Source organism: Phreatobacter sp. AB_2022a, assembly GCF_026847585.1.
Lineage (GTDB): Bacteria > Pseudomonadota > Alphaproteobacteria > Rhizobiales > Phreatobacteraceae > Phreatobacter.
In genome coordinates this window covers 48,997-68,468 of the sequence record NZ_JAPSET010000022.1, presented here as the reverse complement: position 1 = coordinate 68,468, position 19,472 = coordinate 48,997, and the positions used below count along the sequence as shown (strand labels likewise).

General features: G+C 68.9%; 16 protein-coding genes, 1 tRNA gene and 1 CRISPR repeat array. Of the genes, 9 read left to right on the top strand and 8 right to left on the bottom strand.

The features are described from left to right. Nucleotides 1-63 precede the first annotated feature (63 nt). Entirely contained in the window at nt 64-1,182 is a 1,119-nt protein-coding gene (locus OZ671_RS17125; protein WP_268861872.1) for a patatin-like phospholipase family protein, read from the top strand. 115 nt (nt 1,183-1,297) lie between these two features. Next, nucleotides 1,298-3,206: a CRISPR direct-repeat array (repeat unit 32 nt; unit sequence GTTTCGATCCACGCCCTCGTGCGGAGGGCGAC). Between the two features lie 615 nt (nt 3,207-3,821). Here OZ671_RS17125 and OZ671_RS17120 read toward each other — a convergent pair. The 4 genes from OZ671_RS17120 to OZ671_RS17105 form a co-directional block, all read right to left on the bottom strand. Next, nucleotides 3,822-3,897 (bottom strand) — tRNA-Lys (locus tag OZ671_RS17120). A gap of 135 nt (nt 3,898-4,032) precedes the next feature. Beyond that, nucleotides 4,033-4,944 (bottom strand): ROK family protein, encoded by a 912-nt coding sequence (locus OZ671_RS17115; RefSeq protein WP_268861871.1) that lies wholly within the window; start codon nt 4,942-4,944, stop codon nt 4,033-4,035. Between the two features lie 25 nt (nt 4,945-4,969). Further along, nucleotides 4,970-6,529 carry a 2-isopropylmalate synthase gene (locus OZ671_RS17110; RefSeq protein WP_038304769.1) on the bottom strand — a complete coding sequence of 520 codons (1,560 nt, stop codon included), beginning with the start codon at nt 6,527-6,529 and terminating at the stop codon, nt 4,970-4,972. Nucleotides 6,530-6,818: 289 nt separating this feature from the next. Continuing rightward, nucleotides 6,819-7,739 (bottom strand): DMT family transporter, encoded by a 921-nt coding sequence (locus OZ671_RS17105; RefSeq protein ID WP_268861870.1) that lies wholly within the window; start codon nt 7,737-7,739, stop codon nt 6,819-6,821. Nucleotides 7,740-7,968: 229 nt separating this feature from the next. Between OZ671_RS17105 and rpsT the strand changes: the two genes are divergently transcribed. The 3 genes from rpsT to dnaA all read left to right on the top strand — a co-directional run bounded on the left by rpsT (nt 7,969) and on the right by dnaA (nt 10,996). After that, nucleotides 7,969-8,235 (top strand): 30S ribosomal protein S20, encoded by a 267-nt coding sequence (rpsT, locus tag OZ671_RS17100; RefSeq protein ID WP_038304775.1) that lies wholly within the window; start codon nt 7,969-7,971, stop codon nt 8,233-8,235. Nucleotides 8,236-8,969: 734 nt separating this feature from the next. Next, the gene (locus tag OZ671_RS17095; RefSeq protein WP_268861869.1) at nt 8,970-9,416 is read left to right on the top strand and encodes a rhodanese-like domain-containing protein; all 447 of its coding nucleotides are present in this window, start codon (nt 8,970-8,972) and stop codon (nt 9,414-9,416) included. A 170-nt stretch (nt 9,417-9,586) separates the two neighbouring features. Then, nucleotides 9,587-10,996, top strand: coding sequence for a chromosomal replication initiator protein DnaA (gene dnaA, locus OZ671_RS17090; protein ID WP_442957093.1), 1,410 nt, complete (start codon nt 9,587-9,589; stop codon nt 10,994-10,996). A 111-nt stretch (nt 10,997-11,107) separates the two neighbouring features. On the opposite strand, the gene OZ671_RS17085 is transcribed toward dnaA, so the two are convergent. Then, nucleotides 11,108-11,548 carry a hypothetical protein gene (locus tag OZ671_RS17085; protein ID WP_268861868.1) on the bottom strand — a complete coding sequence of 147 codons (441 nt, stop codon included), beginning with the start codon at nt 11,546-11,548 and terminating at the stop codon, nt 11,108-11,110. 318 nt (nt 11,549-11,866) lie between these two features. Here OZ671_RS17085 and dnaN point away from each other — a divergent pair, with 318 nt between their 5' ends. From dnaN to OZ671_RS17060, 5 genes are all read left to right on the top strand, one after another. Then, on the top strand, nt 11,867-12,985 hold the full coding sequence (gene dnaN, locus OZ671_RS17080; RefSeq protein WP_268861867.1) for a DNA polymerase III subunit beta: 1,119 nt from the start codon (nt 11,867-11,869) through the stop codon (nt 12,983-12,985). Nucleotides 12,986-12,991: 6 nt separating this feature from the next. Further along, complete coding sequence (folD, locus tag OZ671_RS17075) at nt 12,992-13,900, top strand: bifunctional methylenetetrahydrofolate dehydrogenase/methenyltetrahydrofolate cyclohydrolase FolD (protein WP_268861866.1); 909 nt, start codon at nt 12,992-12,994, stop codon at nt 13,898-13,900. A gap of 15 nt (nt 13,901-13,915) precedes the next feature. Further along, on the top strand, nt 13,916-14,941 hold the full coding sequence (locus OZ671_RS17070) for a 2-dehydropantoate 2-reductase (RefSeq protein ID WP_268861865.1): 1,026 nt from the start codon (nt 13,916-13,918) through the stop codon (nt 14,939-14,941). Between the two features lie 92 nt (nt 14,942-15,033). Next, on the top strand, nt 15,034-15,678 hold the full coding sequence (gene grpE, locus OZ671_RS17065) for a nucleotide exchange factor GrpE (RefSeq protein ID WP_268861864.1): 645 nt from the start codon (nt 15,034-15,036) through the stop codon (nt 15,676-15,678). A gap of 4 nt (nt 15,679-15,682) precedes the next feature. After that, nucleotides 15,683-16,306 carry a trimeric intracellular cation channel family protein gene (locus OZ671_RS17060; RefSeq protein ID WP_268861863.1) on the top strand — a complete coding sequence of 208 codons (624 nt, stop codon included), beginning with the start codon at nt 15,683-15,685 and terminating at the stop codon, nt 16,304-16,306. Between the two features lie 70 nt (nt 16,307-16,376). Here OZ671_RS17060 and OZ671_RS17055 read toward each other — a convergent pair whose 3' ends face one another. The 3 genes from OZ671_RS17055 to hisS all read right to left on the bottom strand — a co-directional run bounded on the left by OZ671_RS17055 (nt 16,377) and on the right by hisS (nt 19,370). Next, nucleotides 16,377-17,000, bottom strand: coding sequence for a LysE family translocator (locus tag OZ671_RS17055; protein WP_268861862.1), 624 nt, complete (start codon nt 16,998-17,000; stop codon nt 16,377-16,379). A 94-nt stretch (nt 17,001-17,094) separates the two neighbouring features. After that, nucleotides 17,095-17,814 carry a signal peptidase I gene (lepB, locus tag OZ671_RS17050; RefSeq protein WP_268861861.1) on the bottom strand — a complete coding sequence of 240 codons (720 nt, stop codon included), beginning with the start codon at nt 17,812-17,814 and terminating at the stop codon, nt 17,095-17,097. 68 nt (nt 17,815-17,882) lie between these two features. Continuing rightward, the gene (gene hisS, locus OZ671_RS17045) at nt 17,883-19,370 is read right to left on the bottom strand and encodes a histidine--tRNA ligase (RefSeq protein WP_268861860.1); all 1,488 of its coding nucleotides are present in this window, start codon (nt 19,368-19,370) and stop codon (nt 17,883-17,885) included. Nucleotides 19,371-19,472 lie beyond the last annotated feature (102 nt).

Below are 19,472 nucleotides of genomic sequence, written 5' to 3'. Positions count from 1 at the left end.
AGGCAGGCTGCAAGCGGTTGCCGGTCGCCGGCGACCGCCGAGCCATCACCGGGGGGATCGACCATGCCAGAGAGCGCGCGCCGCGATGCGCCAGCCCTCGCCCTGTCGGGCGGCGGCTTTCGCGCCACACTGTTCCACTGCGGAACCTTCATCCGCCTCAACGAACTCGGCTTCCTGGCGCGCATGGAACGCATCTCCGCCGTGTCGGGCGGCGCCATCGCCGCCGGCATGCTCGCCGCCGCCTGGCCGCGGCTCAGGCTGAAGGGGGCACGGTTCACCAATCTCGAAGAGGCGGTGATCGCCCCGCTGCAGAGCTTCTGCACCCGCACCATCGACAAGGCCGCCGTCGGCTGGGGCGCGCTGCTGCCGGGCAAGTCGATCGGCGACGTGCTCGCCGACATCTATGACGAGATGTACGAGGGCCGGACGCTGGCCGAACTGCCGGACACGCCGCAATTCGTGTTCAACGCCACCAATCTGCAGACCGGCCGCCTCGTCCGCATGCAGAAGCTGCGGCTCGCCGACTATTCGATCGGCGAGATCCGGCAGCCGAAGCTCAGGCTGGCGGTGGCGGTGGCGGCCTCCAGCGCCTTCCCCCCGGTCCTCTCCCCGGTCACCGTCGCGGCCGGCGCCGTCGGCCGCTGGAGCGACCTCGCCGGCACCAGCCATTTCGGCGATCCGGCCTTCACCAGGACCTTGTCGCTCACCGATGGCGGGGCCTACGACAATCTCGGGCTCGAAACCGTCGACGATTTCGCGCCGCTGTTCGTCAGCGATGCCGGCGCGCCGTTCACCATCGACGCGGAGGCCGGCCTGCTCTGGCCGCAGCAGCTGATGCGCGTCCTCGACATCGCGACCGACCAGGCGCGCGCGCTGCGCAAGCGCTTCCTCCATCGCAGCCGCGGCGCCGCGCCGGGCCAGCCGGCGGCAAGGCCCTTCGCCTTCGCCGGCATCGACGGCGACCCGGCGGACTATCCCGCCGCGCGGAAACTCGCCACCGATCCGCGGCTGACCCGCGGCCTCGCCCGGCTGAGGACCCGCCTCAACCCGTTCAGCGAGGAGGAACAGGGCCGGCTGATCAACTGGGGCTGGTCCATGACCGACCTCGCCGCCCGCAGCTATGTCGACACGGCGGCGCCCGCCCCGACCGCCTGGCCCAGGCCGAGATGGGCGCTCGGATAGGCGGTGGGCGGCCGATCATCCAGCCGCTTGCGTAGGCGGCCGAGTGAGTTTCGATCCGTGCACATGCGCGGGCGGTGATGTTCGTCGGCGTGTTCGCCTATCTGATCTCCAACTGGTTTCGATCCACGCCCTCGTGCGGAGGGCGACCTGTCCCACCTGTCCCACCTCAAATGCCCGCCAGGGTTTCGATCCACGCCCTCGTGCGGAGGGCGACACGGTGTCCGGGGAGGTCATGTTCCCCACCGCCGTGTTTCGATCCACGCCCTCGTGCGGAGGGCGACCGTCGCAGCCGCATGCAGCCCGATTGATCGTCCCCGTTTCGATCCACGCCCTCGTGCGGAGGGCGACGGGCCGTACAACCCGCGCCTGTTTCCGTTCTTTTCGGTTTCGATCCACGCCCTCGTGCGGAGGGCGACAGCCGGGGTGCCGCCTGATGCCCTGGCTGCTCGCGTTTCGATCCACGCCCTCGTGCGGAGGGCGACTGGTCGAACGCTTGGCGCTGTTCGGCCGTCGCAATGTTTCGATCCACGCCCTCGTGCGGAGGGCGACGCACGCCAAGGTTACCGCGAAGCCGCCGGCGAAAGTTTCGATCCACGCCCTCGTGCGGAGGGCGACAGCCGGGGTGCCGCCTGATGCCCTGGCTGCTCGCGTTTCGATCCACGCCCTCGTGCGGAGGGCGACATCGCTCTCCGCGAAGACGCGCGCGGCACGCTGCATGTTTCGATCCACGCCCTCGTGCGGAGGGCGACAGGCCCAACGGCGCGGAACCTCCCGGCCGAGCGATGTTTCGATCCACGCCCTCGTGCGGAGGGCGACCGGCCGAACAGGTGCGCGAAGTGACCCTCGGCGAGGTTTCGATCCACGCCCTCGTGCGGAGGGCGACGGGATCGATCGCGCTGTCATAGACGCGATCGGCCGCGTTTCGATCCACGCCCTCGTGCGGAGGGCGACTCTTGAGGCCTCGGCCATCGGCGGAGCGGCCGTGGTTTCGATCCACGCCCTCGTGCGGAGGGCGACCGCCGTGTGGCGTCCGCAAAGGACTGCTTGACGGCGTTTCGATCCACGCCCTCGTGCGGAGGGCGACGGGACGGTCGAGCTGGCCCGCTTCGCGGGGATCGCGGTTTCGATCCACGCCCTCGTGCGGAGGGCGACCGCCGGCGCCCCGGCCGGATCGAGACTGCCGCATCGTTTCGATCCACGCCCTCGTGCGGAGGGCGACGTGGCCATCTATGCGCGCTTTTCGAGCGACACCCAGTTTCGATCCACGCCCTCGTGCGGAGGGCGACTACAAGCGCTGGCAGTCCCGCCGCTCGACCCGCCGGTTTCGATCCACGCCCTCGTGCGGAGGGCGACGCTCGTGGAGCCGGTCGCGATGCCGTTGCGAATGTTTCGATCCACGCCCTCGTGCGGAGGGCGACCGTCGACCGCGATAGGGCGCCGAGGCCGACGTTGTTTCGATCCACGCCCTCGTGCGGAGGGCGACCATCGACATAGAGATTTTCACGCACCTTTTTCGCATCGTTTCGATCCACGCCCTCGTGCGGAGGGCGACATTCGCATGCGGATGCAGCGCCTGAGGCTCCGGTCGAAGGTTTCGATCCACGCCCTCGTGCGGAGGGCGACCCGCGCCGGCGCCGCAGCCGCCGAACTATGTGCGCGTTTCGATCCACGCCCTCGTGCGGAGGGCGACCCGCGCCGGCGCCGCAGCCGCCGAACTATGTGCGCGTTTCGATCCACGCCCTCGTGCGGAGGGCGACCCGGCGCCTTGCTGCGCTCGGCCTTCATCGCCAGTTTCGATCCACGCCCTCGTGCGGAGGGCGACGACCACGCTGCCGATCGCGACGCTGGTCGGCGACGAGTTTCGATCCACGCCCTCGTGCGGAGGGCGACTCGATCTCGCTGGACCGAAGAGCTACCGGGCCAAGTTTCGATCCACGCCCTCGTGCGGAGGGCGACCGTCCTGGCGCCGCTGCCGACCGGCGAGCAGCTTGGGTTTCGATCCACGCCCTCGTGCGGAGGGCGACGGCTCCCCGTCTAATGCATTTCGCAACCTGAAGAAATCCGGCGGTCAGCGCGAACCTCCATCCTCCTCCTGCCAAACCGTCCCTCAGCTCCACGCGCTTTCGCCAATATGCCTGTCTTCTCGGTCACTTGGTCCAAGCGCGAACCTCCCGGGGAATGCGGGCACGCTTACGGTTCGCGCTACGCCCCCTCCAGTACCAAGACCTCGTCGGCCGGCCACGCACCAGCGACGGCGATGGTATGGTGCGCTGGCAACCGTCTCCATGCGGGTGCGAGCGAGCAGGCTGAGTTCACCGCGCGCAAACCGCACCGGTCGCATGCGCACGCAGGGTGAGACGTGGCCAGAGGTGGCGAATACCTTGATGAGCGCGCCGGCAGAAGCCTTGCGTCCATCCGGTCATCAGACAGCCCCTCGACCGTTGCGCAGATGGCGGGGCCCGATCACGCTCCGCATGAAGGACGGCCACCGGCGCGATGGAAAAATCCGGGGCGTTCCTCGCTAAAAAAACGGAACGGCCAGTGATCAAAAGTCGGAAACGGAAACGTCGGAAAAGTCGCACGTTTCCCAGTTGCTCCGCCAGGGCACTTTCGCTTCTTCAACGATTTCAAGAGGTTGTTGGTGGGTGATGAAGGACTCGAACCTTCGACCCGCTGATTAAGAGTCAGCTGCTCTACCAACTGAGCTAATCACCCGACCGTCGCTTGGGCCGCAAGGCCGCCGCGAGAGCGCGCTGACTAGCAGAGACCCATGGGCATGTCCAGAAGCCGCGCGAAGTTTTTTGAGATGACCCGCGGCGGGCGGCGCATGGCAGCCCGGCGGCCTGCCGGTCAGGCCGGCGGCCAGAGCCAGGCGGCGCCGCGCACGCCCGAGGAGTCGCCGTGCAGGGGCGGCAGGACCGGGGTCGTGACGATGTCGGAAAAGACGTAAGTCCGCATGGCCTCGGCGAGGTCGCCGTAGAGCCTGTCGATCTTGCCCATGCCGCCGCCGAGCAGGACCACGTCGGGGTCGAGGATGTTGACGACATGGGCGAGCGCGCGGGCGAGCCGGTCGACATAGGCGCGATAGGCCGCGCGCGCCGGCGCCGCGGCGTCGTCCGTCCCGGCGGCCTCGGCGATGATCTCGGCGCTCGCGAGGCGCCGGCCGGTGGCGCGGGCGAAATCGGCGGCAAGGCCCGGGCCGGACAGCCAGGTCTCGATGCAGCCCCGCCTGCCGCAATAGCAGGCCGGCGCACGCACCACCTCCTCGACCGAAGGCCAGGGCAAGGGATTGTGGCCCCATTCGCCGGCGATCAGGTGGCGGCCACGCAGGATCCGGCGGCCGACAGCGATGCCGGCGCCGACGCCGGTGCCGAGGATGACGCCGAACACGACCTCCGCGTCGCGGCCGGCGCCGTCGACGGCCTCCGACAGAGCGAAGCAGTTGGCGTCGTTGTCGAGCCGCACCGGCCGGCCGAGCCGGGCGGCAAGATCCTGGTCCAGCGGCTTGCCGATGAGCACGACCGAATTGGCGTTCTTGACGAGGCCGGTCGCCGGCGACACCGCGCCGGGGATGCCGACGCCGACCGTGCCGGTGCGGCCGAGCTCGGCCTCGACGCCGGCGACGAGGCCGGCGATCGCCTCGATCGTGCCGGCATAGTCGCCCTTCGGCGTCGGCACGCGGCGGCGCACGAGCTCCCGGCCCTTGTCGTCGAGGGCGAGGATCTCGATCTTGGTGCCGCCGAGATCGATGCCGATGCGCATGGCGCCGCCCGCGCTCCGCCGGCGGCTATTCGGCGGCCTCGATGGCGCGCTGGGGGTGCAGGCGCTCCTGCTTGCCGATCACCTTGTTCAGCGCCGACAGATAGGCCTTGGCCGAGGAGACCAGCGTATCGGGATCGGCGCCCTTGCCGGTGAAGGTCTGGCCGTCGGCCTCGAGCCGCACCGAGACCTCGGCCTGGGCGTCGGTGCCGGCGGTGACGGCATGGACCTGGTAGAGCTCGAGGCTGGCCTCGTGCGGCACGATCGCCTTGATGGCGTTGAACACGGCATCGACCGGGCCGTTGCCGGTGGCCTGGACGGTGCGGTGCACGCCGTCGAGATCGAGCGTCAGGGTCGCGGCCTGCGGCCCCATCGTGCCGGCGACGACCAGCAGCGACATGACCTTCATGCGATCGTGCGAATTGGCGAGCTTCTCGTCGACGAGGGCCTCGATATCCTCGTCGTAGACCACCTTCTTGCGGTCCGCGAGGTCCTTGAAGCGGACGAAGGCGTCCTCCAGCTGGTTGTCGGAGAGCGTGTAGCCGAGATGCTTCAGCTTGTCCTTGAAGGCGTTGCGGCCGGAATGCTTGCCCATCACCAGCGAGGTCGCCTTCACGCCGACCGAGGCCGGCGTCATGATCTCGTAGGTCTGGGTGTTCTTCAGCATGCCGTCCTGGTGGATGCCGCTCTCATGGGCGAAGGCGTTCCGGCCGACGATCGCCTTGTTGTACTGCACCGGGAACGAGGTGACGGTGGCGACCAGCTTGGAGGCGCGGGTGAGGAGCTTGGCCTCGACGCCGCACTCGTAGCGGAAGATGTCGTTGCGGGTGCGGATCGCCATGACGATCTCCTCGAGCGCGGCATTGCCGGCGCGCTCGCCGATGCCGTTGATGGTGCACTCGATCTGCCGGGCGCCGCCCTCGACGCCGGCGAGCGAATTGGCCACCGCCATGCCGAGGTCGTTGTGGCAATGCACCGAGAACACCGCCTTGTCGGCGTTCGGCACGCGCGCCCGCACCATCTCGAACAGGGCCTTGTATTCGTGCGGCGCGGTGTAGCCGACCGTGTCGGGAATGTTGATGGTGGTCGCGCCGGCCTTGATCGCCGCCTCGACGCAGCGGCAGAGGAAGTCGTGCTCGGTGCGCGTGCCGTCCTCGGCCGACCATTCGACGTCGGGCACGAGATTGCGGGCGCGGGTCACCGAGGCGATGACCATTTCCAGGACCTGCTCCGGCTCCTTCTGCAGCTTGTGCTTCATGTGCACGGGCGAGGTGGAGAGGAAGGTGTGGATGCGCGGCCGCACGGCGCCGCGCACGGCCTCGCCCGCGCGGTCGATGTCGGCCATGCCGGCGCGCGCCAGGCCGGCGACGGTCGCGTTCCTGATGCGCGCGGCGATCGCCTGCACCGCCTCGAAATCGCCGTTCGAGGCGATCGGGAAGCCGGCCTCGATGATGTCGACGCCCATTTCGTCGAGCAGGTCGGCCACCTGCAGCTTCTCCTCGAGCGTCATGGTCGCGCCGGGGCACTGCTCGCCGTCGCGCAGCGTGGTGTCGAAGATGAGGACGCGGTCCTTGGCGGAAGTGGTCATGGCGTCAGGATCCTTGGACTTGAGGCGGCCGGCGGCTGCATCGCAGACATCGCCGGCCCGATGATCGGGTGCGGCTGAAATCCCCTGAGCGCCAAGGCCTGAAGGCCCGTCCGGAGCTCAGGGGCAGGTAAGCAGAAGGAGCGAAAGCGAGGGGATGGCGCTCAGGGCGCGAATGCGGACCGGTGCGGAAGCACGCGCGATCGGCACGGCAGGATCACCTCGGGACGAGCGGCGGGCGCCGCAGTTGGCTTCCTGCGTAGCCGATCGAGCCCCCCGCGCGCAAGGGGCGTCATGGGCGCGGCCGTGGCGGACCTTCACGCGCGTGCGCGCGCGACTCAGCGTAGATGTTGATCAGCACCCCCGATATGACGATGCCGGCGCCGACCAGCACGGCCAGTTCCGGCCGCTCGGCATAAAGCAGCCAGCCGATGACGCCGATCAGCGGCACGCGCAGGAAATCGATCGGGATCACCACGATGGCGTCACCGAAGCGGAAGGCGTTGGTCAGGCAATAGTGCGCGGTCAGCCCGCAGAAGCAGATCCCGGCGACCGGCAGCCAGAGGCCGGGGTCGAGCTTTGCCAGGAAGAACAGCGGCTCGCCCAGCGCGACGTCGGCGCCGAGGTTCAGCGGCAGCTGCATCAGGTTCATCCAGAACAGGATGGTCCAGGTCGAGTTCGAGGCGGTGAGGAACTTGGTGGTGGTGATCTGGATGCCGAAACAGACGGCGGCGCCGGCCACCACCAGCGCCTCCGGGCGGAAACTGTCCATGCCCGGCCGCAGGATCACCACGACGCCGACGAAACCCAGCGCCAGGGCGACGAGGCGCGTCGCGCTCATCCGCTCGCCGAGAAACAGCACGGCGAAGACCGCGACCCAGGCCGGCGTCGTGAACTCGATGGCGAAGACGGTGGTCAGCGGCAGCACGGTGAGCCCATAGGCCCAGAGCGCCTGGCCGAGGAAATGGGGCCCGTTGCGCAGCACATGGATCCAGGGCCGCGCCGGCCGCAGCCGCATGCCGGGATCATGGGCGAGAAGCGCCATGGCCGCGAGCAGCACGAGGCCGCCGAGATTGCGCAGGGCGAGGATCTCGAACACGGTGAGCCGGGCGGAGAGCGCGCGCACCGACACGGCAACCGCGCAGAACGACAGGAGCGAGCCCGCCATCCAGAAGACGACCTTGCCGAAATTGCGGGGGGCGGGCTCGACCATCGGATCTCAATTCACGCGCCCGCCCGGATCGGCCGGCACTCTGCCTTCCTCTCTTAGTGGCCGCGCCGGCGCCGGTCCCCCGCGATTTTCGCAAAGCGCCGGCCCGTTTCCAGTTGACGCCGCAGGTCCTCCCGCGTATAGACCCGGCTCCTTGGCGGCCGCGTGCCGCCGCCGTTATTTTGACCTGCGCCGCCTTCGTGCCGGCGCCAGCCACCGGGACAGGAAACCCATGGCCAACACCGCCTCGGCCAAAAAGGCCACCCGCGTCATCGCGCGGCGTACCGCCATCAACCAGTCGCGTCGCTCGCGCGTGCGCACCTTCCTGCGCAAGCTCGACGAGGCGATCGCCAGCGGCGACAAGGCTGCCGCCGTGGCCGCCTTCCGCGTCGCCGAGCCGGAGATCATCCGGGCCGCGCAGAAGGGCGTGCTGCACCGCAATACGGCCGCCCGCAAGGTCTCGCGCCTCGCGCATCGGATCGCCAAGATCGGCGCCTGAACCGGCCCGCCTTCAAGGCACCAGACGGACGATTCCAAACCCGGCCTCGCGGCCGGGTTTTTGTCGTGCGGAGACCGGCCGCGGCCCTGCCGTGTGCGCTTCGTTACGTAAGCCGTTGCGGTCTGGCCACAGGGAAAAGAGAAGCAATGCAACCTAAATTTTTGGTTTCACCCAGAACCGCACGACCTTAATCCGGCTCAGGATCTCACAGGAAATCACAAGAGAAATCAGTAGGTTGCGGAGGGGACAGTTTGTATCGCAGGCGTAATGATCGAGGTGGCGGTACGCAGAAACCGTCAATGGCGGCGAAATTTTATCCCAGCCCCGGCTCGATCGCGTTCGGAGGGATTCGGATTTCAACGATTCGTCAGTGGGTTGAAAGCCGGCTTATCGCGGGCCTAAAACGGGCCAACTGTCAAGCGTCTGTCATTTACCATTTCTTAATTGAAATCCGTTGCCCAGCCCGGGGGGGCTGTGTATCGTTCAAGGCACTCGGGGGCACCACCTTGGGTTCCACGAAATATCTAAAGTAACAAGCCATCGAAAGATGGCCTTGGACAGTTCGTCCCTTGTTAGGGGTGAGTTAAGCCAGGTAAAACTTTAGAAGTATTATTGAGGGCTGATGGTTTGATTGTTGTGGCGGCGTAGATAATAAGCGGCAATCGGACCTTCCGAACAAAACAAACCAGTAGAATTGAGGCGTGCGGGCGCGGCGGCGTTCGCATGGGGGTGACATGTCGTCATTGAATGATGCCGGATATGCCGGAGACGTTGCGCCGCGGGCCAGCCTGGAAGGCCTGATGCAGAATGTCTCGGCTCAGCTCGTCGATGTTCGAACGACGGCCGAATGGGCCTATGTCGGCTCGCCCGACCTGAAGGCCGCGGGCAAGGAGCCGATCCGGGCGGAGTGGCAGGTCTTCCCGACGATGACCGTCGACCCCGGTTTTGTCGCCAAGGTCGAGGCGGCCCTGGCGTCGAAGGGCGTGGCCAAGGATGCCCCGCTCTATTTCCTGTGCCGTTCCGGTGTCCGGTCGAAGGCCGCCGCCGCCGCCATGACGCAGGCCGGTTATGTCAGCTGTTTCAATGTCACCGGGGGCTTTGAAGGCCCGCCGGACCCCGATGGCCATCGTGGCCGCGTAGCGGGGTGGAAGGTCGACGGGCTCCCCTGGACCCAGACCTGATTTCAGACCAAGCCCTGCTGAGCCAGTTCCGATCCCGCCTCCACGGGCAGGGATCCCCCGCGTTTCACCGCTTTATTGCCGCATTCCGACCGATGGAGAATCTCGTGTTCGCCACCCCCGACCTTGTCCGTGAACTGTCCGACGACAAGACCGAGACCATGAGCGACGCCATGCGGGCGGGCGCCGTCTGGGAGAGGGTGCGGCGGCGGCTCAGGGCCGAGTTCGGCGAGGACGTGTTCAACAGCTGGTTCAAGAGCATCGAGATCGACCAGGCCGGCGAGGACGCCGTGCGCCTGTCGGTGCCGACCCGGTTCCTGAAGAGCTGGATCGACAACCATTATCGCGACCGCATCATCGCCCGCTGGAGCGAGGAGGCCGCCCGGCCGGTGCGCATCGACATGACCGTGCGCTCGGCCATGGCCAACCGCGTCGCGCCGAAACCGAAAGCGGTCGCCGAGGCGCCGCGGCCGGCCGCGCCGGCCGGCGCAGCGCGCCCCCTCGAGCAGGCGCCGGTCGCCGCCAGCCACGGCGAGACGCTCGGCGGCTCGCCGCTCGATCCGCGGCTGACCTTCGACAGCTTCGTCCAGGGCCGCTCCAACACCCTCGCCCGCGCCGCCGCCATGCAGGTCGCCCAGTCGCGCGCGTCCGACAGCGTGCTGTTCAACCCGCTCTATATCCATGCCGGCGTCGGCCTCGGCAAAACCCATCTGCTGCAGGCGATCGCCGGTACCGCGCAGGCCGCCGGCCGGCGCATCCTCTATCTGACGGCCGAGAAGTTCACCTTCGGCTTCGTCGCCTCGCTGAAGAACCAGACCGCCATCGCCTTCAAGGAGGCGCTGCGCAATATCGACCTGCTGATCATCGACGACCTGCAGTTCCTGCAGGGCAAGCAGACCCAGGCCGAGTTCTGCCACACGCTCAACGCGCTGATCGATGCCGGCCGCCAGGTGGTGGTCGCCGGCGACCGGCCGCCCTCGGATCTGGAAAACCTCGACGAGCGCGTGCGCTCGCGCCTCGCCGGCGGCCTGACCGTCGAGATCGGCAGCCTCGACGAGAACCTGCGCCTCGACATCCTCAAGCAGAAGCTCGCCCAGGCGAAGGCCCAGCACCAGGGCTTCGACGTGCCGCTCGCCGTGCTCGGCTATGTCGCCAAGAACGTCACCCAGAACGGCCGCGACCTCGACGGCGCCTTCAACCGGCTGCTCGCCACCAACCGGCTGACCAACCAGCCCGTCACCATCGAGATGGCCGAGCGCTCGATCCGCGACCTCGTGCGCGTCGCCGAGCCGCGCCGCGTCAAGATCGAGGAGATCCAGAAGATCGTCGCCCAGCACTACAATGTCAGCCGTTCCGACATCCTCTCCTCGCGGCGCACGGCGACCGTGGTCCGGCCGCGCCAGATCGCGATGTATCTCGCCAAGACCATGACGCTGCGCTCGCTGCCGGAGATCGGCCGCCGCTTCGGCGGGCGCGATCACACCACCGTGCTGCACGCCGTGCGCAAGATCGAGGGCCTGGTCGGCCAGGATCCCGCGCTCAATGAAGAGGTGGAAGTGCTGAAGCGGCGGCTCAACGACTGAGCCGCGCAAGGGCACGCATGGCCGCGGGCCGATGGCCCGCGACATCCAGGAGACAGGCCTCCCGGAAACAGGCCGGCGCCACGCCGGCCGGCGGGGTCGGGACGCGGCGGCCTATTGCTGGCCGCACTGGCCGGGGCTGCGCCTGAACGTCTCCGCGTCATGCCGGGCAAGGTCGAGGCTGCGCAGCGCGTCGTTTTCGGTGCGGGCGAAGGCCAGCGCGTTCTCATAGGCCGTGATGCCGAGGCTCGCCAGCACCCCGGAATCGAGCCGCACGCGGTAGAGCCGCTGATTGAGGCGCGGATCGTAGCCGACCACCTCCACGACCCGGACGCAGAAGGCCCCGACCGGCACGGTGCGGACCGACACGGTCGAGCGGTTGCGCGGATCCTCCGGCTCCATCCGGTCGGCGCCCGGCGAGCCGAAGCGGTTGGCGAAAGCGGGCGCGGTCAGCAGCATTGGCAGCAATGCCGCGAGCGTCGCCAGACCATAGAGTGCCCGCCCCGCGATGCGACGCGGCCCGGCAAGGCGGCTGTTGGCCTCGAGACCCGACATGACGAAACCTCCTGCGATCGGCACGAACGCCGAATTTGCGTGGGATTCTTTGCCTTTTCGAGAGCTGTTTCAAGGGCCGCGGCCTGCGTTTCACGCACAGTTGCGCTGCCCGCTGCGCCATCCCGCGCCTCTGCGCAGCCGCCGCCTGCGGGCGTTTGCCGGCGGCGAACCACCGGAAAGACGGGAAAGCTGTTCGCATGTGCAGCGCACAGCTTGCAACCTGAGCAGCGGCAGGGTTGACTGTCGGCCCTTGTTTTCCCAGGCGGAATGCGGCCGGCCCGGCCGGCGTTCCCCGGTTCCGATCGAGGAGCAGCGTTGATGAAGGTGACCGTCGAGCGGGCCCAGCTCCTGAAATCCCTCGGCCATGTGCATCGCGTCGTGGAGCGGCGCAACACGATCCCCGTTCTCTCCAACGTGCTGATGCGCGCCGAGGGCCAGCAGTTGCGCCTGAAGGCGACCGACCTCGACATCGAGGTGGTCGAGAGCCTGCCGGCCGAGGTCGGCCAGGCCGGCGGCACGACCGTGCCCGCCCACATGATCTACGACATCGTGCGCAAGCTGCCGGACGGCTCGCAGGTGGTGATCGAGACGGTCGGCGACAAAGGCACGCTCGCCGTGCGCGCCGGCCGCTCGCGCTTCACCCTGCAGACGATCCCGGAGAGCGATTTCCCCGACATCGCCGCCGGCGAGATGAGCCACAGTTTCGCGCTGCCGGCCAAGGACCTGAAGCGGCTGATCGACAAGACCCAGTTCGCCATCTCGACCGAAGAGACACGCTACTATCTGAACGGCATCTACCTGCACACGGTGGACAAGGCCGGCGCGAGCCTGATCCGGGCGGTGGCGACCGACGGCCACCGGCTGGCCCAGGTCGAATTCGAGGCGCCGCAGGGCTCCGCCGGCATGCCCGGCGTCATCGTGCCGCGCAAGACGGTTGCCGAGGTGCAGCGCCTCGCCGACGATCCCGACGTCGCCGTCTCGGTGGAGCTGTCCACCGCCAAGATCCGCTTCCGCTTCGGCGAGACGGTGCTGACGTCCAAGCTGATCGACGGCACCTTCCCGGACTATGCGCGCGTCATCCCGCTCGGCAACGACAAGACGCTGACCGTCGACAAGTCGGAATTCTCCGCCGCCGTCGACCGCGTCTCGACCGTCTCCTCCGAACGTGGCCGGGCGGTCAAGCTCTCGGCCGGCGACGGCAAGCTGACGCTCTCGGTGACCAATCCCGATTCCGGCAGCGCCACCGAGGAGTTGGAGGTCTCCTATGAGGCCGATGCCATCGATATCGGCTTCAATTCGCGCTATCTGCTCGACATTACCAGCCAGGTCGACGGCGACACGATCGAACTGAAGCTGGCCGATCCCGGCTCGCCGACGCTGATCCAGGACCCGACCGGTCCGGACGCGCTCTATGTGCTGATGCCGATGCGTGTGTGAGGACGGATGACGGCAAGGATCATCGACGGCAAGGCGGTCGCCGCAACCGTCACCGCCAAGGCACGGGCCGCGGCCGAGGCCTTCAAGGCCGCAGCCGGGCGCCCGCCTGGGCTTGCCGTGGTGCTGGTCGGCGAGGATCCGGCGAGCCAGGTCTATGTGCGCAACAAGAGCCGGGAGGCGGAAGCCGCCGGCTTCAGGTCGGAGCAGCATAACCTGCCCGCGACCACCAGCGAGGCCGCGCTGCTCGACCTCGTGGCCCGGCTCAATGCCGATCCCGGCATCGACGGCATCCTGGTCCAGCTGCCGCTGCCGAAGGCGATCGATGCGAGCCGCGTCCTGACCGCCATCGACCCGGCCAAGGATGTCGACGGCTTCCACCCGGTCAATGTCGGCCTGCTGGCGGCGGGCTCGGCCGAGAAGGCGCTGGTGCCCTGCACGCCGGCCGGCGCGATGATCCTCGTCGAAAGCGCGATCGGCGCCTCGCTCGCCGGCAAGCAGGCCGTCGTGGTCGGACGCTCGAACATCGTCGGCAAGCCGGTCGCCCAGTTGCTGCTGCAGCGCGATGCGACCGTCACCATCGCCCATTCGCGCACTGCCGACCTTCCAGCCATCTGCCGCACGGCCGATGTGCTGGTGGCGGCGGTCGGCCGCCCGGAACTGATCCGCGGCGACTGGATCAAGCCCGGCGCCGTCGTGATCGATGTCGGCATCCAGCGGATCCCGGCGCCCGAACGCGGCGAGGGCAAGACGCGGCTCGTCGGCGATGTCGCCACCGCCGAGGCCGCGGCCGTCGCCAGCGCCATCACGCCTGTGCCCGGCGGGGTCGGACCGATGACCATCGCCATGCTGATGGCCAACACCGTCACCGCCGCGCATCTGCGCGAAGGCCTGCCGAGGCCGGCCTTCAACGCCTGAACCGGACGCGGCGCCATGACGGACGGCTTCGTCATCGTCGGCACCGGGGCGGTCGGCTGCCATGTCGGCGGCCGGCTGGCCGCGGCGGGTGAGAAGGTCGTCTTCGTCGCCCGTCCGCAAATGGCCGAAGACCTCGCGCGCCACAGCCTCGTCGTCAGCGATCTCGACGGCTGGCAGGCCGCGCTCGCGCCCGCCGACCTGACCGTCGTGGCAAGCCCGGCCGAGGCTGCCGCAGCCCTGCCCTCGGCCCTGGTGCTGCTGACGACCAAGGGCGGCGCGACCGCGGCCGCGGCCGGCGACATCGGCGCGGCCTTCGCCGCCGGCACGCCGGTCCTGTCGCTGCAGAACGGCGTCGACAATGTCGGACGTATCCGCGCCGCCGCCGCCGCGCTCGTACCGATCGCCGGCATGGTGCCGTTCAACGTGGTGCTGTCGCGCCAGGCGGATGGGCGGCGTCACGCCCACCGGGCGACTTCCGGCGTGCTGACGGTCGAGGATCATCCGGCGACACGGGCGGCGCTGCCCGCCTTTGCGCGGGCGGGGCTCGGGCTGGCCCTGAGCCGCGACATGGTCGCGGTGCAATGGGGCAAGCTGCTGCTCAATCTCAACAATCCGGTCAACGCCCTGTCCGGCCTGCCCCTGCGCGAGGAGCTGATGGACGCCGGCTATCGGCGGGTGCTGGCGGCCCTGATCGACGAGGCGCTCGGGGTGATGCGCAAGGCCGGCCTGACGCCGGCCCGCATCGGCGCGGCGCCGCCGCGCCTCATTCCGGCGATCCTGCGGCTGCCGACCTTCGCCTTTGCACGCATCGCCGCAGGCATGCTGAAGATCGACCCGACGGCCCGCTCGTCGATGCAGGACGATCTTGCCGCGGGCCGGACGACCGAAATCGACGATCTCTGCGGCGCGGTGGTGCGCCTCGCCGCCGCCCACGGCCTCCCCGCCCCGCGCAACGCCGCCATGACCGCCCTGGTGAAACAGGCCGACGGACCGCAGCGTTGGTCGGGCATGGCGCTCCTCGAGCGCCTGCGGCCCGGCTGAACCGCGGCAACCGGCCGCATCGCCAACCTTGATTTCCACCGCGAGAGGCTCGATATCGGGCCCAACCCTTTGTCCGCAGTCAGTGAGTTGAGATGAACAATCCGAACAAGGCGCACGAAGCCGCGCCGCTCGACAACGCTCCGGCACACGAGAACCCGCCCGGCACCGATCCGGCGCTGGACGTGCCGAAACATGAGGAGCCGCAGGCCGAGGCCACCGATCCGCGCGAGGCCGAGCTTGCCGCAGCGCGCGCCGAAGCGCGCGAGATGAAGGACCGGCTGCTGCGCACGCTCGCCGAAATGGAAAATCTGCGGAAGCGGACCGAGCGCGAGGTCGCCGACGCCAAGACCTATGGCGTGACCTCGTTTGCCCGCGACATGCTGAGCGTCGGCGACAACATGCGCCGCGCCTTCGAAAGCGTGCCGGCCGAGGCGCAGGCCGCCGACGGGCCGCTGAAGGCCTTCATCGACGGCATCAGCCTGACCGAACGCGAGCTGACCAAGACGCTGGAAAAGCACGGCGTCCGCAAGATCGAGCCGGACGGGCAGAAATTCGACCCGAACCTGCACCAGGCCATGTTCGAACTGCCCAATCCGGACGTTCCCAACGGCACGGTGGTGCAGACCGTGCAGGTCGGCTACGTCATCGGCGAGCGGGTCCTGCGCCCGGCTCTGGTCGGCGTGTCCAAGGGCGGTCCCAAGACGGCGCCGGCCGCGGCACCGTCGGAAGGCGCGTGATGGTGTGATCGGGGTCCAGACGACGATCGAGCTCCTGGGAATCGGCGTCTTCGCCCTGACCGGGGCTTTGGTCGCGGCCCGCAAGGCCATGGACCCCTTCGGTTTCGTCCTGCTCGGCACGGTCACCGGCGTCGGCGGCGGAACCCTGCGCGACCTCCTGATCGGCGCGACGCCGATCACCTGGCTGCACGAGCCGACCGCGGTGCTGATCTGCGTCGCGGTCTCGATCGCCGCCTTCTTCACCGCCCACCATTTCGAACAGGCGAGCCGCGCCCGACTTCTGCTCTGGGCCGACGCCGTCGGCCTCGCCCTGTTCGCGGTCAACGGCACCGCGCGCGGCCTCGGCGCCGGCGTGCCGGCCTTTTCCGCCGTCCTGCTCGGCATCATGACCGCGACCTTCGGCGGCATCATCCGCGACGTCATGGCCGGCGAGGTGCCGCTGGTGCTCCGGCGCGACATCTACGTGACCGCGGCGCTCGCCGGCGCCGTGGTCTTCGCGCTGACGGTCGCCGTGGTGCCGCCGCCGATCCCCTCCATCTTCGGCTTCGGCGTCGCCTTCGGCACCCGGGCGCTCGCCATTCGTCACAGCCTGACGCTGCCCCAATATGGCGGCCGGCGCGACGAATAGCGCCTGGCCGGGCCCGGGCTCCGTGCCCGCGCGCCGCTGATGGACCGCAATCCGGGATGGCCGCGGCCTGTCAGTTGCCCGAACGCATGGCGACCGTCGCGCCGCCGGCGCCGATCAGCAAGGTCCCGCCCGTGCGGTTGAAGACGCGGATCATCCGCGGGTTGCGCGCGACATGGCGCACGCGCGCAGCGACGAGGGCATAGGCCATGGCATTGGCGAAGGCGAGGATGAGGAAAGTCGCCTCGAAGACCAGCATCTGCTGCCAGAAATCGCCGTTGCGATCGAGGAACTGCGGCAGGAAGGCGACGAAGAAGGTGATGCTTTTCGGATTGAGCGCGGTGACCAGCCAGGCATGGCCCATCATCCGCGCGGCGGAGGCGGCATTGTCGCGCGGCGCGACCTCCAGCGTGCCGCCAGCCTGGAACAGCTTGACGCCGAGATAGACGAGATAGGCCGCGCCGGCGATCTTGAGCATGGTGAAGACGGCGGCGGAAGCGGCGAGCAGCGCGCCGATGCCGAGCATCGACAAGGTCATGGCGGTGAAATCGCCGAGCGCGACGCCGACCGCCATCGGCAGCGCGGTGCGCCAGCCCTGGCCGAGGGCGTAGGAGACGACCAGGAGGATGGTCGGGCCGGGAATGACGAGAAGGATGGCGGAGGCCGCGGCGAAGGCGGCCCAGCTCTCGAAGGACATGGGTCTCTCCCTGTCAAAGAAGAGGATAGATCCCCATCCGCCGGAGGTTGTAAAGGGCTTTGCCGGCCGATCTCCGGCTGCCCCGCCCCATGCCTTATTCGACCCGCTCGAGCATGCGGCGCGGCGCGCAGCGCAAGCCCGTTTCGCCCGCGCAGCTCGCGAAGGAATAAAGGATCGCGTCGGCCCGGCCGATCAGGTTCTCCACCGGCACGAAGCCGAGCGAGGCAAAGCGGCTGTCGGCCGAATTGTCCCTGTTGTCGCCGAGCATGAACAGCCGGCCCTCGGGCACGACCTGTTCCGCCATGTCCCCGGCGGGGCTGCGCCGGTCGCGCAGGAGAATGGTGTGCGGCTCGGCGCCAGGCAGGCTCTCGCGATAGGCGGTCACCGGCACGACGTCGCCGTTCTGGTCGCGATAGCGCCAATGGCCGGAGCGGACCAGCGGCACCTCGGCGCCGTTCAGCCACAGCCGGCCGTCGCGGATCGCCACGCGGTCGCCCGGCAGGCCGACGACGCGCTTGACGAAATCCTCGCCGGTGATCGGATGCCGGAACACCACGACATTGCCGCGCTCGGGCATGGCGGCCGGAATGCGGCCGGTCTCGCCGGGAAAACGTGGCAGATAGTCGCCGCCGACGAGCGAAAAGCGGCTGTAGCCGAAGGGGTATTTGGTCGCCGCCACCCGGTCGCCGATCTCCAGCGTCGGGATCATGCTCTCGGAAGGGATGTGATAGGTGGCGAAGGCGAAGGAGCGCAGCACCAGGACGATGGCTACGGCGCCGAAAACGGTATTGGCGAAATCGCGAAGCTTGGACATGAATGTTGACGGTCCGGACAGGGCGGCCCGGACCTTCGGTTGCGATTGCGGCCGGGTTTGGGCAGGCCTCAGCGCTTGGCGAGCAGCTCGGCGATGGCGGCCACGAAGCCGCTGCGCGGCGCCGCGAACTGGGCCGGCCGGGCCGCGCGCCATTCGGCATTGTCGGTGATCGATTTTGCCGCCTCGGCGCCGGCCACCAGGTCCTTGATCATGACCTCGCCGGCGGCGAGCTCGTTGGAACCCTGGATCACCACGGCGGGCGCGCCGCGCCGGTCGGCATATTTCATCTGCGCCTTCATGCCGGAGGCACCGAGATACATTTCCGCGCGGATGCCGGCGCGGCGGAGCTCCGCCACCATGGCCTGATAGTCGGCGACGCGCTCGCGGTCCATCACCAGCACGACGACCGGGCCCACGATGGTCTCGGCCCCGAGCTTGCCAAGGCTCTTGAGGGCTGCGGCAAGGCGCGAGACGCCGATCGAGAAGCCGGTCGCCGGAACCTCCTCGCCGCGGAAGCGCGCCACCAGCCCGTCGTAGCGGCCGCCGCCGGCCACCGAGCCGAAGCGCACCACCTGGCCTTCGTCATTGGTGACCTCGAAGGTCAGCTCCACCTCGAAGACGGGACCGGTGTAATATTCGAGGCCGCGCACCACCGAGGGGTCGATGACGATGCGGTCCTCGCCATAGCCGCCGGCGGCAAAGAGATCGGCCATGGCGCGCAGCTCGGCAACGCCTTCGAGCGCCCGCCCGGAGCCGGCGACCACCGCCTCGAGATTGGCGAGCGTCGCGCCGGCATCGGCGCCGCGTGCCGCGGTGAAGGCGATGACGCGGTCGGTCGCCGCCGCGTCGAGACCGGCGCCCTTGGTGAAATCGCCGCTCTCGTCGCGCCGGCCCTCGCCGAGCAGCAGGCGCACGCCCTCGGCCCCGAACTTGTCGAGCTTGTCGATCGCACGCAGCACGCCGAGCCGCTTGCCGGCATTGTCGTCGCCGCCGAGGCCAATGGCTTCGAGCAGACCGTCGAGCACCTTGCGGTTGTTGATGCGCACGACGAAGTCGCCGCGGGCAATGCCGAGCGCCTCCATCGTATCGGCCGCCATCATGCAGATCTCGGCATCCGCCGCCGGGCTCGCCGAACCGACGGTGTCGGCGTCGAACTGCATGAACTGGCGGAACCGGCCGGGGCCGGGCTTCTCGTTGCGGAAGACATAACCCGCGCGATAGCTGCGATAGGGCTTGGCGAGCGCGTCGAAATTCTCGGCGACATAGCGGGCGAGCGGCGCGGTCAGGTCGTAGCGCAGCGACAGCCACTGCTCGTCGTCGTCCTGCAGCGAGAACACGCCCTCGTTCGGCCGGTCCTGGTCCGGCAGGAACTTGCCGAGCGCGTCGGTGAACTCGAAGGCCGGCGTTTCCACCGCCTCGAAGCCATAGAGCTCATAGACCTTGCGGATGGCCTCGAGCATGGCGTTGGTGCCGGCGATCTCGGCCGGCCCGCGGTCGGCGAAGCCGCGCGGCAGGCGGGCGAGCGGACCGGTCTTCTTTTTCGGGCTGTCGGACATGGCGGGTCTTCTGTGGGCGTTCAAGCGGGCTAGCTAGCGCAGGCCGGGGCCATTGTCGACCGCGCGGCCCGGACCGGCCCGCGCGCGGCCGGGATTCCACCG

Excerpts from the sequence above, each read along its gene's own strand:
- lepB (WP_268861861.1), bottom strand. The coding sequence starts at position 17,814 with ATGTCCAAGCTTCGCGATTTCGCCAATACCGTTTTCGGCGCCGTAGCC.
- OZ671_RS17085 (WP_268861868.1), bottom strand. The coding sequence starts at position 11,548 with ATGTCGGGTCTCGAGGCCAACAGCCGCCTTGCCGGGCCGCGTCGCATC.
- OZ671_RS17115 (WP_268861871.1), bottom strand. The coding sequence starts at position 4,944 with ATGCGCATCGGCATCGATCTCGGCGGCACCAAGATCGAGATCCTCGCC.
- OZ671_RS17055 (WP_268861862.1), bottom strand. The coding sequence starts at position 17,000 with ATGTCCTTCGAGAGCTGGGCCGCCTTCGCCGCGGCCTCCGCCATCCTT.
- rpsT (WP_038304775.1), top strand. The coding sequence starts at position 7,969 with ATGGCCAACACCGCCTCGGCCAAAAAGGCCACCCGCGTCATCGCGCGG.
- hisS (WP_268861860.1), bottom strand. The coding sequence starts at position 19,370 with ATGTCCGACAGCCCGAAAAAGAAGACCGGTCCGCTCGCCCGCCTGCCG.
- folD (WP_268861866.1), top strand. The coding sequence starts at position 12,992 with ATGACGGCAAGGATCATCGACGGCAAGGCGGTCGCCGCAACCGTCACC.
- dnaN (WP_268861867.1), top strand. The coding sequence starts at position 11,867 with ATGAAGGTGACCGTCGAGCGGGCCCAGCTCCTGAAATCCCTCGGCCAT.
- dnaA (WP_442957093.1), top strand. The coding sequence starts at position 9,587 with ATGCGGGCGGGCGCCGTCTGGGAGAGGGTGCGGCGGCGGCTCAGGGCC.
- grpE (WP_268861864.1), top strand. The coding sequence starts at position 15,034 with ATGAACAATCCGAACAAGGCGCACGAAGCCGCGCCGCTCGACAACGCT.
- OZ671_RS17105 (WP_268861870.1), bottom strand. The coding sequence starts at position 7,739 with ATGGTCGAGCCCGCCCCCCGCAATTTCGGCAAGGTCGTCTTCTGGATG.
- OZ671_RS17125 (WP_268861872.1), top strand. The coding sequence starts at position 64 with ATGCCAGAGAGCGCGCGCCGCGATGCGCCAGCCCTCGCCCTGTCGGGC.
- OZ671_RS17110 (WP_038304769.1), bottom strand. The coding sequence starts at position 6,529 with ATGACCACTTCCGCCAAGGACCGCGTCCTCATCTTCGACACCACGCTG.
- OZ671_RS17095 (WP_268861869.1), top strand. The coding sequence starts at position 8,970 with ATGTCGTCATTGAATGATGCCGGATATGCCGGAGACGTTGCGCCGCGG.
- OZ671_RS17070 (WP_268861865.1), top strand. The coding sequence starts at position 13,916 with ATGACGGACGGCTTCGTCATCGTCGGCACCGGGGCGGTCGGCTGCCAT.